13 protein-coding genes and 4 pseudogenes are annotated in these 14,795 nt (G+C 56.6%); 8 read left to right on the top strand and 9 right to left on the bottom strand.

Annotated elements, in window-relative coordinates; translation table 11 throughout:
* Positions 1-4 precede the first annotated feature (4 nt).
* The 5 genes from JFT80_RS11745 (at position 5) to JFT80_RS11725 (ending at position 2,517) form a co-directional block, all read left to right on the top strand.
* A complete protein-coding gene (locus tag JFT80_RS11745) occupies positions 5-550 on the top strand; it encodes a hypothetical protein (RefSeq protein WP_201147977.1) in 546 nt (181 codons plus the stop codon).
* Positions 551-945: 395 nt separating this feature from the next.
* Positions 946-1,347, top strand: coding sequence for a Mov34/MPN/PAD-1 family protein (locus JFT80_RS11740; RefSeq protein WP_242482892.1), 402 nt, complete (start codon positions 946-948; stop codon positions 1,345-1,347).
* 413 nt (positions 1,348-1,760) lie between these two features.
* The gene (locus JFT80_RS11735) at positions 1,761-1,910 is read left to right on the top strand and encodes a hypothetical protein (RefSeq protein WP_201147976.1); all 150 of its coding nucleotides are present in this window, start codon (positions 1,761-1,763) and stop codon (positions 1,908-1,910) included.
* Positions 1,911-2,132: a hypothetical protein gene (locus JFT80_RS11730; protein ID WP_201147975.1), complete on the top strand. Its 222-nt coding sequence runs from the start codon at positions 1,911-1,913 to the stop codon at positions 2,130-2,132.
* Between the two features lie 49 nt (positions 2,133-2,181).
* On the top strand, positions 2,182-2,517 hold the full coding sequence (locus JFT80_RS11725) for a hypothetical protein (protein WP_201147974.1): 336 nt from the start codon (positions 2,182-2,184) through the stop codon (positions 2,515-2,517).
* Between the two features lie 256 nt (positions 2,518-2,773).
* Here JFT80_RS11725 and mobH read toward each other — a convergent pair whose 3' ends face one another.
* A complete protein-coding gene (mobH, locus tag JFT80_RS11720; protein ID WP_201147973.1) occupies positions 2,774-4,498 on the bottom strand; it encodes a MobH family relaxase in 1,725 nt (574 codons plus the stop codon).
* A 219-nt stretch (positions 4,499-4,717) separates the two neighbouring features.
* On the opposite strand from mobH, the gene JFT80_RS11715 reads away from it, so the two are divergent.
* Positions 4,718-4,915, top strand: a complete 198-nt coding sequence (locus tag JFT80_RS11715; protein WP_007901093.1) for a hypothetical protein — start codon at positions 4,718-4,720, stop codon at positions 4,913-4,915.
* A gap of 130 nt (positions 4,916-5,045) precedes the next feature.
* On the opposite strand, the pseudogene JFT80_RS11710 reads toward JFT80_RS11715, so the two are convergent.
* Together JFT80_RS11710 and JFT80_RS11705 are read right to left on the bottom strand one after the other, a co-directional pair.
* Positions 5,046-6,004 (bottom strand): annotated as a pseudogene (locus tag JFT80_RS11710) (ArdC family protein).
* 130 nt (positions 6,005-6,134) lie between these two features.
* Positions 6,135-6,464 carry a hypothetical protein gene (locus JFT80_RS11705; protein WP_016978896.1) on the bottom strand — a complete coding sequence of 110 codons (330 nt, stop codon included), beginning with the start codon at positions 6,462-6,464 and terminating at the stop codon, positions 6,135-6,137.
* A gap of 456 nt (positions 6,465-6,920) precedes the next feature.
* Between JFT80_RS11705 and JFT80_RS11700 the strand changes: the two genes are divergently transcribed.
* Entirely contained in the window at positions 6,921-7,319 is a 399-nt protein-coding gene (locus JFT80_RS11700) for a DUF3742 family protein (protein ID WP_201147972.1), read from the top strand.
* Here the strand turns inward: JFT80_RS11700 and JFT80_RS11695 are convergent.
* The 5 genes and pseudogenes from JFT80_RS11695 to JFT80_RS25125 form a co-directional block, all read right to left on the bottom strand.
* Positions 7,308-8,849, bottom strand: coding sequence for a conjugal transfer protein TraG N-terminal domain-containing protein (locus tag JFT80_RS11695; RefSeq protein WP_201147971.1), 1,542 nt, complete (start codon positions 8,847-8,849; stop codon positions 7,308-7,310). The two genes, JFT80_RS11700 and JFT80_RS11695, sit on opposite strands and share 12 nt — an antisense overlap.
* A gap of 10 nt (positions 8,850-8,859) precedes the next feature.
* Positions 8,860-9,168 carry a hypothetical protein gene (locus tag JFT80_RS11690; protein WP_201147970.1) on the bottom strand — a complete coding sequence of 103 codons (309 nt, stop codon included), beginning with the start codon at positions 9,166-9,168 and terminating at the stop codon, positions 8,860-8,862.
* Positions 9,169-9,171: 3 nt separating this feature from the next.
* Positions 9,172-10,553 (bottom strand): annotated as a pseudogene (locus JFT80_RS11685) (integrating conjugative element protein).
* On the bottom strand, positions 10,550-11,506 hold the full coding sequence (locus JFT80_RS11680) for a TIGR03756 family integrating conjugative element protein (RefSeq protein WP_242482891.1): 957 nt from the start codon (positions 11,504-11,506) through the stop codon (positions 10,550-10,552). Before JFT80_RS11680 ends, JFT80_RS11685 begins: the two are co-directional and overlap by 4 nt.
* 105 nt (positions 11,507-11,611) lie before the next feature.
* Positions 11,612-11,866: pseudogene (locus JFT80_RS25125) on the bottom strand (helix-turn-helix domain-containing protein).
* A gap of 261 nt (positions 11,867-12,127) precedes the next feature.
* Between JFT80_RS25125 and JFT80_RS25120 the strand changes: the two are divergent.
* Entirely contained in the window at positions 12,128-12,295 is a 168-nt protein-coding gene (locus JFT80_RS25120) for a LasR-specific antiactivator QslA (protein ID WP_307833075.1), read from the top strand.
* A 37-nt stretch (positions 12,296-12,332) separates the two neighbouring features.
* On the opposite strand, the pseudogene JFT80_RS11670 reads toward JFT80_RS25120, so the two are convergent.
* Positions 12,333-14,795, bottom strand: a pseudogene (locus tag JFT80_RS11670) (conjugative transfer ATPase); the annotation flags it as partial.

Genomic DNA, 14,795 nt, shown 5'->3' with positions numbered 1-14,795 from the left:
GCGGATGGCAGAGGTACGTGTTGGTATCAACGACCAGGCGCGTGGTGGTGAATCTCCTTCTGGTAAGAGCCCGGGAGAGATTGACGGATCTATCAGGGATTCGAAAAACAGGCGCATAGCCATCTTCGAGGCATTTCGGCTGTTTTCCACAGATGTAACGGTCATCACCACACACCTGGATAAAATTGAGGGCTATGATCCCGAGTCGCTCAGTCCAGTATTCATCGCAGCCTACTGTGACGTCATTGATTTTAGGTCGCTGATCCGGGGGTACGCTGAACTCGTTGCTGCCCGAGACCACAGCGGATACACCAAGAACCATCCAAGCAATGGTGTTGGAGTGGAAGTACTGCACGCCTCGGACAACTTATGGCTGGGCATGGAGCGACGGTGGCGGGGCCCGCGAGAAGTGGTCTTTTATCACATTCTGCTGAACATGAGATTCCGGTCGGCTACAGTCACATCTCAAAATGCCACAGGAGTGACGCCGGTAGATTCATGCGAATCGCAGGCATACCTCCTTCCCTGCGAGCACCCCGTGGACCACTGAATGAATATCGTGTGTGGGCACGCACGCTGCCCACTGAGAAAAGAGCACAGCCCTGTTCCAGGTGTGGATCGAGGGCGCAGGTTTAGCGATGCGTCCATTGCTCACGCAGCATCAAGGAGAGCGCTGTTATCGCTGCCTCAGCGACTACAATCGCGAGCAGCACTTCATCTCCATCGAAGGGGGGTAGAACCTATTTTTCGCCGGCCAAGGCTGTGAGGGGCTTTACGTTCCGCTTTCTGCTTCCGTCTCGATTCGGGCGGCCAGCCTCGGCCTGGCTGCGGCTCTTGCATGGGGAAGCAGAATCCTTAGCCTGCACTGTCCACTCGCGTGCTCAGCCCGGTGCACACGGGAGCGACGCACGACTGTACCCCACTGGCTCGATTAGGATGTCCTGCATGCAGTTTGTAAACACATGGGTCGACCCTGCGACTCAGCAACTGGTTGCTCTCTCTGCACAGCCGCTTGAAGTGTTTTCGAGGTATGTTCAGGAAGGTGAGGAGTCCAGTGAGGCAGGTGGCATTTTACTTGGGCACGTACGTGGGACTCATTTGGAAATCCTGGCGACGGAACCCAGCTTCTGGGATCGACGATTTCAGTATTTCTTCGAGCGCATGCCATATCGACACCAAGGTATAGCTCGTCGACGATGGAGCGAAAGCAATGGTCTTATCAGATATATTGGCGAATGGCACACCTATCCGCAGGATCAGTCCAGTCCATCCTCGATCGACCTGCACGAATGGCAACTCCTGCGCTGTGATCGTAGACTGTTACTGGCACTAAAGTGGGGCGTATGATTTGCATTTTGAATACATGCATGCAACTGGGAGGCGACAAACGCTCCTGCAGGGGGCTGCCTCATAGTGCCATCCGGTGAGGCAGGACAGTGTTTAAGCTGTATTAATATTTTCCATATGAGTAGTGTCTTATGTTGGAGCAATTAGTTGACTTGCTTAAAAGGGTAGTGGCGTTTTCCGGGCAAGATTTCTCAGGTCTTGGTGTCATAGTTCAGGAAAATGACGCCAATCTTCCTGTGTTTCCACTCGCGCGTCGATCCGATAATTCCAGATCAGGCTGACACAGCAGAGGTTTTGGCCGAAATTTCCCATTCACACAATGATCTACACGATGGTTTTCATTTGTTAACTACCGATCTATTGCTTTCAGGCGTTGCGCAGTACTTTTCTCCCCCAATCGTTGAGGGGTCGAATTGAAACGTGAGCGCCGTTTTGGAGGAAGGTATCTTGCTGCGCTGTTTGGCTCTGTATTACCAGGAGTGAAAATGATTGGGATCGCTACGCCTACATTGGGTATAGCAATTTTTGAAAACGGTCGCGAAATCCATTTTGAGGAGCTGTAAATGTTTTCTACGTTATCCCCGCTTAAAGCTATGGTGCTCGTTGGAAAACTTTATGCTGCTTTCGTAACACTGATAGTCTTTATCATGTTTGTATGTGGTGTAGAAGCTTCCCTGCAGGCGGCGTTTAGGGTTGTGTTTGGTGGTGCTTTGCTGTTGGAAGGACTTTTGTTTTTGACTGCGAATTTTTTTGGAAAAAAATTTGGGCCCGATATCCAGTACTGAATGAATGGCTATTTCCTGATCTGAATGGCCAGTGGAAAATGGAAATAAAATGGAAATAAAATGGACACGAAATGGGGAGGATGGAGCTGTTGAGGCTGAAGCTAGCATTAAGCAGAGCTTGTTTGGCGTTAGCATGGAGGTCCATTCCGAAGGCTCGGACTCGGAAACTCTTGTTGTAAAAACTATTAAGGATATTAACTCCTCTAGGCCGATGCTTTATTATTTTTATAGGGTAATACCAAAGAATACTGGTACCGATTCGGTAGGCCCCTATGAAGGTGCTTCTATATTGAAACTGTATGGTCATGAGGGTGGTGTTCTTAGAGGTAACTATTTTACCAGTCAAAATAGCAATGGTTATTTTGAGCTTACGCGGTTAAGTTAAAATTTCTGTGTCCGGTTCGCGCAATAAGCTCGGGGGAGTTGGTGTTAATTAAGTTTTCGAATGCTCCTTGCCTGCATGCCGCGTTGATATTGGCGCAACTCTCGGTCTGAGTGGTCCGCTCAGCTCCATCGGTACGAAAGTATGCGAGATGCAAAGGATTGATCGCTAACTGAACACCTAGGTTTTGCTATAGCAGAAATGCGGTCTCAATGTCCTTTTCTAGCTACAATCGGCAGGCTTTGCGATATCTGGATGTTCATTCTGGGTCAAGCATGAGAAAAGGATTATCGGGAGGGACTGTTCCGAAAAGCAGCTCTGTTTTTCCTAATAGATAACCTTTGAGTTTTGCCCTCTTGCGGGGGCCTTGGATCTGGCAGGTCCATATGTTTAGACCATTCTCACGTTTTTTGTGAACCTTCAGTTTTTCAAAGTGCTTCTGCACCCAGCGCCATTCTTCAATTTCTTGATCGGTCCCCTGTGAGATACCAGGAAACTCCTGCGCGTAGCGTTGGAAGAGGCCAGGTGTGACTAGAAATACGCTGCCACACACCGTGTGGATTTTGGCCTTGCTGTCATTGATGATCAGCTTATGGCTGAGGATGCCCTCCTTGACCCAATTCAGGAATGCCTGACCAGGGTTGTCCGATGAAGGATTTGAGATTTCGAGGGTGCCAGCTGACGATGCGTTGCTGACCTCAGACTCTTTCAGCTCGAACATATCTAACAACGTGTCGAGGTAGTCGGCATCCTCCATCGCCATGGGATCGGGTTGCGATGGGCTTTGACGCGATCCTGTATTGACAGTCTCGGACGCCGCTGGTGATGCCGTAGTCTCAGTCGGGTGATCATCGGCCGCAACGCTCACCGTTCCGCTGAAAGGCTCAGGCCGATCTTCGTTCCCCCAGATCAACGCCGGTTGAAGGCGCAGAAAGGTAAAGCTCTGCTGCCAGTTTCCCTGCGCGACAAGGGCGGTCCAGATGGCTTTGCCTTCTATTGTGGACTCGACCAGCCCATGCGATTGCAGTTCGTCGAACACAGCAATGTTGGAGGAGGGAATGCCCTCTATCGCTTGCGACAGCAGATAGGCTCGCAGCTTGTCCGTGACCGTCTTGCTGACCAGCCAGAGTGCGTCCTGGGTCAGCCATCCCGCGGCACCCGGCTGGTTGAGTTTCAGCTCGTGCTGAACCAGATGGCGTAGTCCGCTGATCAAGTGATGTTGCAGCGAACGAATCGGCGCTTGCAGCGCCTTGCTCGGGTTGCCACCGATGTTCTGCGCGGTGGAGACGCGGTCGGCCTGAATGACCACTTCGCCGAGCACGCCAGCACGTTCGTACTGGCCCGCCAGGACATACAGCAGGCTGGCCCACAGCGACGGAAATCCACTGAGCCAATCGAGGATCAGGCGGTCGAGAATCTGTGTGTAGAGCAAGCCTGCGGCGGCGCCATGCAAATGGTAATCCCGACCTTTGAGGTAGCGAAAACGGTAGGGCTGATCCAGGGCACCCTGCCAAGGATGCCAAACACGGCCATCCTGGCGTTCGACCAGCAGGTCCACGGCGATCTTGCCGATGTCATGCAGCAGCGCGCCATAGGCGATGCCCGCCGACCACGCGTCGGTCTGGGCCGCCTGGTCTTCGGGCGCGGCGCCAGTGGGAAGCAGATACGACTGACGCAGTTTCAAACTGCAAGCGACCAGTTCCAGTCCATGGTCGAGCATACCGCCGAGATACGCATGGTGGTGGGTCTCGCTGGCCGGGAGTTGCTGGACCTGTTCGGCGTAGCGATGGATCGGATTTAAATAGAGCTGGATGAACTGCGCGTGGGAGAGGGCGGTGTACTGCCAGATGCGATCGAGCAACTGGCGGCGGTGCTCCGCAGCTAACAAGCTGTGAGCCGACTCGATGGGCAGGTAACCTTCGGCGACGTTGACGGTCAGTGGCGGAGAGGGCTTCTGCCTTTTGCGGCTAAACAGGCTGAGCATCGTGACCTCCGGGAAGTGGCTGGGTCAGTGGCCTTTTAGCCTTTTCGGATAGGGCTCTTACCCTTGACCCCCATTCCTTTCCAACCCTTACCGTCCTTTTGGCGCGTGTCCCTTTGCGCGGCAATCGGAATATGGATACTGCTAGGCATCGTTTTGTTGGGGCTAGTACGGCAAAGACAAGAGTCGGTACACTGCGGTGCCTATTTTTTGGGTCTTGCCATGAACCTCACAGACGCCACGCTCGTGCTGCTGCTCGCGGCACGTATCCATGGGACCGACGAAGCCGTCCGGGCCTCGGCGAAGAGCGTGGTCAAGAAGTTGCCGCGCAGTAAGCGTGATCTGATTTACAAGGTAATCGATAGCCGAAGTCCGCTCGAGCTGGTGGATTTTCTGGCGCAGAACCTTGATGCGGAATGACAGGCTGCGAGTGTGTGCCCATCCCTGACTCTTTGCATCAGAGCCCCGCGGCATGGGGATTTTTCTGGGCGCAGAAAAGGGCCCAACTCGCGTTGGGCCCTGTGATGCGATTGCAACGGTGAGTTAACGATCAAACTCCATCGTTCATGCATCGTGAGTCATCCATTACCATCTGCTTCAGCTGCTGCTCCAGGTTGAGTACATACTCCGAGGCGCTTCGGGCCAGACCACTGGCGCGAAAGATCGCGCGTTTGTCAGCCTTGAGCAGGCCGAGCCAGGAGTCGATGTAGCCCTCGTGCCGCAGCTCCCCCTGTATACCGGCGTAGGCACATAAAAAAGCAGCGCCCATCTCGGCGATCAACTCCTCAAACGCGTAGCCTAGCGAGCCGAACGGACAGGCTGACGTCATGCCTTCGCGCTGCAACCGAGAGTGATGCCCGGTCCAGTGCGTCAGCTCATGAAGTGCCGTGGCGTAGTACCCGCCTTCATCGTGAAATTGTGCTTTTGTCGGCAGTTGGATGAGATCCCTGATCGGGTGGTAAAGGCTTCGTCGGCAGGCCGATGAACGATGCGTGCACCTGAACTTAATAGCAGATTTTCCCCGGTGCTGTTGGGCTGGAAGGGATCACTCTGTTCCGTCTCGAGCAGGGTTTCATTGAGCATTTCGAGCCCCTCCGTTTGCTCGATGTTGAACAGAAAATTTGTCCTGAGAATGCCGAAGTGAGCGACCTTGGGCTGACCGTTTTCATCGAGTACGGGTTGGCCTGACTCGGTCTGTTCCTCGCGCTCCATCGGCTTGTAGAGCACCGCCAGAGTGCTGTGCTCACCCTTACGAATGTGCCCACCGGTCTTTTTGGCTTGGTTGAAGGTCAGCCAACGATCTTGAGTGAACCCCTGCAACCTGGCCTCGGCCCAGAGCAGCGGTAAATTGATGCCCGAATACGGACGTCGTGTGATGGCGTTGACGGGGTAGGGTTGATGACCGATGTAAGCGGAGCCACTTGAGGACCAGGGTTTGATCCAGGGAGCAACGCCTTGGTCTAACGCGGTAACGATCTTGTCAGTTACGTCTTGGTAGATATCGCGCATGGCAATTTCCTCGAGAGAAAACGGAGGAACGCCTTGCCCGTCGGGGAGGGTTCCCCGGTTGGGTGATGGGTTGGATTGATGCAGGTCTTGCATGCCGCCCGAATGTGGAGGTGGGCGCCGCCCATTGCGCTTAGCGCTGGTGTTCTCCTGCAAGCGCTATCAGCAAGGCGGCAGGCTGACCCGGTTCTTGGAGTAGGCTCAGACTCAATTGCAGCAACGGGTCGTGGTGTAAGTGATCGGTTGGTTCAATGTGGATTACCTCGAACAGCACGTAGGGCTTGTGTGGATAGGCCAGGTGGGCTTCGAAGGCTGCGCGCAATACGTGGCTCAACCGATCGACCTGCAGCTTCTCAGCGTGATCGGATTGCTCGAGCAGTACTGCGCGTTGCCACGCGCCAGGGGTGAACACGATGGGCAACCGAAGGGTGTTCAGTGTTTGCGGTGTAAGTGAGTCGGGCATGGTATGTCTCCGTTGAAAACGCGAAGAAACCTGCCCTGTGCGGGGAAAGATTTCCCCGCAGTGGGTGGAAGAAAAACAAGAAAGTTTGCCTGACGAGCAGAGCTCGAAAGGCGCTCCGGAGAGCAGTAGGCGTTCATCACCGTAGAAACGGTCACCGTGCGAGCTACCGAACGCTAATCGCACTTGGGGAGAACCATCACCGAAGTGAACGTAGCCTTGAAGGCTCTGGCTACCTGGGAAGTGCTGTCGATAACAGCGATCCATACCTTGTATTTAGCCGGACGATTTGTATGGGTCAATGACTGTAGAGACGCTGTTTCACGGAGCTTGTCTTCTGTCTTCCAGTGAAGATTTTACGGCTGGGGCAAACTGATAAACGGTCAGGCACGGGCCGATTTCAGTAGTACGCTATTACTTCTGTCTCAATCATGAAAACGCTCAGAAGAGGGCGAGAACATGCAGACGCAGAATCCCGTTCAAGTTTCCCGTGCCCACCGCAGGGCCTACACATGTGGCATGTCGGTAAAGCGTGGTTACCGTAAGTTGAAAACGTTTGAGTACCGCGTGGTTGAGCGTGCGGTGACGGCAGGTATGCCCGCAGGTAAATTACTAGTTCGCGGGAGTTTTTTGACTTCCAAACTGGCATTGATCGGAGGATTGCTTTTTGTCAGTGCTTGGATGGTTACTTTCATTGTGATGATGCTGGCTGTCACTACTTTGCTATGGCTCAGGGTTTTTATTGGTGCCGATCAACAAGAGAAAAATCCAGGGCCAGACTACCTAGGTGCTGACCTGTACATCGGTGACTTCGACGACAACGGGCATTATATAGGCGACAGCAAGTCATCTAATTGAGCGCTTTGCAGCACCCAATATTTGATCCGCACCTTTGCTCGCTGAGTCACTTGCAGCTTTGCTACCGTTCGCCAACATACCTTGAATCCCGTTGCCGACTGAATATCCTGCCCAGCTCATGGCTCCTAGAAATAGCATCGGCAGCACGATGAACATCGCACCCATCACATACTCAATTACCTGCGCCGTAACTGTCCCCTCCATGAAGCCGGATGTGGGCAGCGACAACAGCACCTGATTGGACGCCGACACCTGGTTGTACAAGGTATCGAGCATGCTTGAGTCGACCCAGCGTGCTAATTCCCACCAGAAGGTCAGCATGTGCAGTGTGAACAGCGCGAACGTCACGGTCATGACGGTCTTCAGCTGATAGGTACTGACCAGCAGTATCAGCGGCAAACTGATGATGATGCCCATGATCAGGAATGCCTGCACCATTGGCAGGGCAGCGCGTAGTGCATTCATCGCCGGGAAGTTGCTGAAGGAACCGAGGGCCAGCCCGGTGTTGGTGGCCAGATTATTGAGCCCCTGATTGATCGAGCCGCCGCGTGCGCTGGAGCCATAGTCCTGGTACACCTGTCCGGGCGACATGGACATTGATTGCTGGCGCGGGCTGACCAGTTCGCGCAGGGTGGCATCCTCGATCTCGTTGCTCGAACGGCCAGTCAACCAGCCTTTCAGCTGAGTCAGCAGCGAAGGATCGACTTGCTTGATTAAGCGCTCGTGCAACCCGATACCGTTATCGCTCCACCACTGTTTGCAGGTGGGGTAGCCCGCACCATTTTCTAGTCTAGGTAAGGAGACATCGCGGCTTTCTTCATACGGCCAGCTGACTCGCGGTGTACGTGAGCGGTCGGTGTCGTAGTAACCTGGCGTATTGAGAAAATAGCTTGAGCCGATCCAGGACGCGTCGTGACTTTGTGCCTTGTCCAACTGCGGACGGTTGGTGAATAGCCGAGAACGGGAATAGCCATAGCAGTCGCGAGTGAAGTCGGCGACTTCCTGCAGCAGTATTTGGCTGTCGATACGCGAGCTGTCGATTTCCATGCGCATCTGCCGGATATCCGGTGCGCAGGGAATGGAGGCGGTGGCCGCGGCGGTCACGCCTTTGCTCAAGGCATGCACCAGAAACCACCAGATCGGCACGTTGGCGGAGCGTTCGCCAATAGTATTGAAGGTCGTCCCCCAGGCGGTTTCCGCTGGCTTGGCCACACTTACGCCGCAGCGCTGACTCGCCGCATCATCGAACGTCATTGACGAGAGGCTCAGCGGAAAGACCGGCGCGCAGCCGAACAATAGGACGATGTAGGCCAGCCACAACCGGTTCTCGATCCGCGGCACCGAGAGCAATCCCTTGTTTCCCTCATCCGCGCCCTGCTGACGGGCTGACAGCCATTCCTGGAGGATGATCGCGCCGAAGGGCGCGGCAAACAGCCCGGTGTCGGACAGGACGCCCCAGAGTCCGTTGTTAATGATCCAGGCCAGCAGGGATAGGTAAAATTCCAGGTAGCTGTTAGTGCTCAGGAGCATGGTGGTGACCTCACAGTCGGGTGAGTTCGACGCAGGTAAAGAGCAATAGCCCTAATGTCCCGATGCGTTTCATGCGCAGTCGATCCTGGGGTCGATGTCGGTAGCGCTGAAGCAGATCCCACCAGAGCGCAAAGAGGGCGCCGTAGAGCAGGGCACGCCACCCCCGCAGATAGGGTCGTACGGATTCGAATGCCTGCTGCCAGGCCTCGAAACTACCCAGCGCAGTGCGGCCGATCCATGCGACCAGTGCAGCGGTCAGGATCATCACTGCGGCAATCCCCAGACTTGAAAGCAAAGTGAATAGCGGTGAGCGTTTCATGGCTCACTTGCGCCTGGCGTCAGCATCATTGAGTCGACCGGGCTCGGGGTCGCCTTGCTCGACGGTACGCGATGCGTCGGCACCACCGGCATGCCGGTCGAGCACCAGGCTGGCGGTGTTGGTGGCCAGCATCTGCCGGACCTGCAGTTCGGTCTGCAGCAGGCGTATTTCGCGCTCCAGGGTGTCGATGTTTTTCGTCAAGGCGCTCTGTGCCGGCTCGGCTGAGGCGATGTTCGGTTCGTGACTGCCCGCCAGCAGGGTGCGCAGTAGCAGCAACGCTTTGTCGAGCACACTGGACAAGGCCGTCTCACTGGCCAGGCGCCGCGCCAACAGGTCCTGATCGGGGTCGTCACGCAGGGCTTCGACCACACCACGGGTCACCGGCAGCATCGGGCTGGAGGCTTTCGCCAGGTTGTCAGGGGTAGGCGGCAGAGAGCCAGACAACAGCCCTTGCAGGGCCTTGAGGCGCTCGTTATAGGCCTCCTGGATCAGCGGCGTCAGTCCGCTGCCAGCGGTCGCACGCAGAGTTTCGCAGCTGTCGCAGGTCGCGACTTCGCTCTCGCCCAGTACGCGGGCGGCCCATTCGGATTCCTCTTGGGGCGAGGTCCAAGTCTGGCAAATAGCCCCGCCTAAGCAGTCGCTGCTACTGATCGAGGCGCTGTCATCCACCGACCGGTTATGCAGCAGGTTGTAGCCTGCTCGCACTACGTCGGAAGTCACCCGGATGGGGGCTGCCCACTACCTCCAGCCTTCTGGCCGCCGACCCAGGACACCCCATTGCTGCCGTTACGGGCCTCGGTGTTTTTCACCGCGGCCACAGCATCACCGCCGGTTTGCTCCAGATTGCCCTGCATTTCCTGGTTCTTGGCCAGCGCGCCCCAGCCGGCTTGACCGACCTTGTCCGCCATCTTCTCGGCCATGGCCTGGCAGGTCAATTTGGAACGATCGAAGTCGATACGCCCCTGCATCACCCCGTTACTCAGCAACTCATAGAGTCCGGGGTTGGCGCGCTGAATGATCAATGCTGGCAGCGACATCACCGCCTGGGTCGCGTTCTGCACGATGCTGCCCATGATCTGCTGGAAACCTTCGGTGGCACCGTTCAGCTGGTTTTGCAGGGTATTAGTGAGGCTCATGTTTCCGCACATCATGTTCGCTCGCCAGGACCCGCCGACACCGAGACCACTGGGTCGGTAGAGCGAGCTCGGTGAGCCCACTGCCGAGCCACCACCGATGGTGTACATCACTCGGTCATCGAGCACTTCGCCTTGAGTGCCCAGGCGGTAATCGCCCTCGGCGGCGTGGGCATGAGTGGCCATAGCGAGTAGCCCATAGAGCAACAGACTCATCACGCCCAACCAGGGGCGCGCGAGAAACCGGCTCATGAAGCACCTCCTTCGAAGTCGATGCTGAACAGGAAGGTCTGCCCCTCACGTTTGCAACAGCTATAGGGCCGCCACAACGACCAGGCGTAGCCCCCATCCGAACTCTGTACCGGATCGCTGGGAAAGATGGCGCACGTGGGCTGAACCTGAGGGTAGAGCAATTGCCATTTGTGGGTCGAAGCGTCGTTTTCAACGATCGGGCCGGGCGGCCAGTAGCCGTCACGTTTGGCGGGCAAGAGCGGTAAATACACATGCGGCTGTCCGTTATGGGTGATGACATCGCCGGCTCGTTGCGTCATGACCGCGGCCGCCTTGAAATCGTCGGGCTGTACCAGAAAGCCCTGCCGGGGATAAACGTTGCCCCACATGTTTCCCGAGGCCTGACTACCGATTTCACGGAGCCCCGGCATGAGCGACTCGGGGTAGAAACTTTCCGGGATGCCATGGCGCCAGGCCAGTGAGTCCAGGGTACTCAGGTAGTAAGGCATGAATGCAGTTGCGCCGCTGGCGCAGGCGTAGCCTGATTGCGAAGCCAGTTGCGTGGCGATCCTGCCACCGGGGTGGCCGATACCGTCGACGTTCTTGAAGCGGGGCAGGTTGTCGCGGCGGGTGTTCGGGGTGATCAGGTTGCCGCCACCCTCCGCGCCGCTGATGGGAGCGGAGAGGGCAGCCATCTCGGTCCAGGGGTTGTTGCCGGTGTTGGCGTAGCTCGAGACCACCAGTTCAGGAATGAAATGACGAACCTTGGTCGAGGTTTTGACTGTGCAGCCGAAGGGGTGCAGAACAGCCAGAAACAAATGCCGACGACCCTGTAGTCGAGGCAGTTTTGCGAAAAGCACGGAGGACGTGATGCTGGCGGTGTCCAGCGCCACGCTTGGGCCGCACGCCAGCAGGATGCTCAGCGCCAGGGGCCGTAGCTTTGTGGGCGAGATTGACGAGCAGGCAACAGGCATGATCCAGGCTCTCGATGTATGGCCTGGGCAGGTTCGATTACGGACTGAAGACTGTCAGTGGAAATTATGAAGGCGGATCTATCGGATTTGTGAGCCGTGAGACTATTATTTGACGTGAAGGGCGCTGCGCAGAGTATCGGGTTCTGCAAGTAGCTGATCTGTTGTGATTTCGAGAATATTGGCGAGCTTGCACAGGACCAACAGCGACGGATTGCCCGTGCATCGTCTCGATTTGACTGACGTACGTGCGATCCACCTCGGCCATGAGCGCGAGCTGCTCTTGGGTAAGGTTTTCACGCGTCGCATCAAGCGGATGTTTTCCGCCAGCTGAAGACGAAGCTGTTCGTAGTCTTGAGTCATGCGCGCAAATTGCGCCTTGAGGGACTCTCAATCCACGGGTATATAGTCTACATTGGCATTGATCTAGGCCATTTGATGCTCATGCCTGTTATCGAGTGTTCATTTGGCTTCGTTAAGCTTTTCGAAGCTGGGCCCAACGTCTAACAATAAATCAGAAATCTAGGGTGTGTATGGACGAAAACTACATTTCAATTCCTGCGGCGGATGGTTGCCCAAGTCTTCTGACACCTTGGGGCAACGAGTTTGCCTCGATGATCGAGCGTGGCGTGCAATGTGCTCGAGGCTTGGCTTGATACGCCCGGCGAGATTCCCCTGTGGTGGGAGCTGGCGCAAACCCGCAAGACCTTTCCTGTCGGTGACTGCCAGGATGCCTTCGAAGCCGGATTCCTGTTGAGGATTCAGCAGCGGCTCCGGGGCGTACCGCAATAACCGGTCACTCGCTTTAGAGCGCGAGGAATAGATTCGCCTATGCGGGTTCTATTCCTCGCGCTATATCGATCCGTTCAGCTACCCTATACGCCGCTTCCAGTTCTGAGCAGCCGTTCTCTTGCATCAGTGTCCAGCGCTCGGCTTTTTCCTCGGGCTCCGTCATGGCCAGGGCGAGATAAAGACTCGGCGGTACGGCCCGAAACAGCGTTTCGAGCTTCTTCGATAGCACGACCCCCTCAGTGTATTTACCCGGCTCCTTACTGGCGGAGAGCAGCAAGGCTTTCTGTGCCGGCGTGAGTTTCTTGAACCGTGCGATCTCTTCGATTTCCGCGGGCGGCATGTTCAAACAAATCCACCATTCGATCATGTTGAGCATGGTCTGCGCGGCAGTGGGAAAGTCGGCAAGGTTTTGCGTCGCCAGCCAGAACCAAGCGCCGAGCTTGCGCCACATCTTCGTGCCCTTGACCACGAACGGCGCCAGCAGCGGGTTTTTGGTGATGATATGGCCTTCGTCGGTGACCATGATGATTGGCCTCCCCAGGTACTGGTCGCGTTCGGCTAGGTTGTTCACGGTGTTCATCAGGCTGATGTAGCTGATGGACATCTGCGCCTCGTAGCCTTCGCGAGCGTAAGTGGCGAGATCGACAATGGTCACATCGCTCTCGGGCCAAGGCGTGCCCTCGCGATCGAACAGTTCACCCTCGAAACCTTGGCAAAACAGGTCGATGGACTCACCCATTTCCTGGGCACGCTCGCGACGCTTCTCCGGCAAGTGTGTGTCAGCGGCGACGCGCAGCAAGGCGTCGCGCACGTTGCGGGTCAGTACCTGGCGACACGCCGCGACACACGTTTGCGCCGCATCGAGAATGCACTCGCGGATCAAGCTGCGATCGGCTCGACTCAGGCGCGCCTCTTCCTTGGCCTCGCCGCCGGTGATCATCAGGCGGGCGGTGATTTCCAGTTCGCCGAGAACATCGCGCTGGTCTTCGCGACTGGTTACCACCTCATCGTCCAGCTCATCGATAGACAGACTCGCTACCTGATCCGGCTGCTCGACCAGGCGCCAAGCGTCGGCGAACGGTGCGAGGCTGACCGAGGCGCCAGGTTTCAATTGGACCTTGTTGACCGACAGGCCCTGTGTCGCGAAGTAGTCGCCCTGCAAGCCGAATGAGTTGCCGGCCTCGACGATAAACAGGCGAGGGCGGTACAGGCCATGACCTGCATCAGTAGGCTGACCAGAGTGGCCGACTTGCCGGCGCCGGTGGGGCCGAACAACAGCAGATGACCATTCATGGCTCGGTCTAGGCGTGATAACGGATCAAAACTCAACGGCGAACCACCACGATTGAACAGGGTGATACCTGGGTGGCCGGTGCCGGTGCTGCGGCCCCACACCGGAATCAGATTCGCCAGGTGCTGGGCAAACATCAGGCGGGTGTACCAGTTGCGCGTGTCGCGGGCCGGGTTGTAAGCCATCGGTAACCAACGCAGGTAACTGTTGCAGGCGGCGACTTCATCGCCTTCGCGTACCGGTTGTAGGCCCGCACCCAGTAGTGCGTTAGCCAGGCTGACCGAGCGCTGGTGCAATTGCTGTTCATCGTTACCGCGCAGGTAGAACGCCAGGGTGCCGCGGTACAGCTTGTGCTGGCGACCGATGATTGCACGAGCTTCTTCAACATCTTGGCGGGTCTGGGTCGAGGCCAGGTTTTCACCGATGGCTTTGCGCGCCAGGCGGTTCAACTGCTCCTCAAGTACATCCTGCGGTTTGACCACCAAGGTTAGACTCATGACTGTACCTTCGGGTAACTGGTCGAACAGTGCATTCACCGCGTCACCTTTGCGGGTTTCTCCGGTGAGCTGACCAATCAAGGGCGCTCGGCGCAGCTTGTCAACCACCATGACCCGATGGGGTTGATCATCGAAAAACCAGAGCCCGTGCTGGACATCCGAGCGCGGTTCGTTGAAGAACAGCCGCTCGGCGAAGTCATGATCGAAGGGCAGTTCCAGCGACTCGCCGTCGCCCGACTCCGGATAGGTCACGCGGCGGTAGAACTCCTCGGGCGCTTCATCGGTGAGCCTGGGTGCCGGATTGAACCAGGGCACTAACCAGGCATACAGACCTCGGCCATCGACTCGCGTTGTTTGCACCCCGCATGCCTGCAACGAAGCAGCAATACGTTCGCAAGCCTGATGCAGGGATTGCACCGGGTTGAGTCCTGTCTCCTCAGCGTCAGACTCAAGCCAGCGATAGACCACCAGTCGCACCCGACGGTTATTGCCGCGCCAGGGCAGACGGGTCACCACCTTATCCTCAAACAGACCACCGGGCTTGGCGATGGCCTTCAGATGACGGCGGCTGAGCTCTAAATACGCCTCGGTGAAGACCGTGGCTCGCGCGCTGTCCTGGATATAATCGGTGAGCCGGGTCAGGTAGGGGTGAAGTCGTTGTCGTCCTGACAGAAAAACTGCGCCACCCACGGCGCTTGGTCCAGCTCGTCAA

The organism is Pseudomonas sp. TH10 (assembly GCF_016651255.1).
Lineage (GTDB): Bacteria > Pseudomonadota > Gammaproteobacteria > Pseudomonadales > Pseudomonadaceae > Aquipseudomonas.
This window is presented reverse-complemented; position numbering and strand designations above follow the sequence as displayed.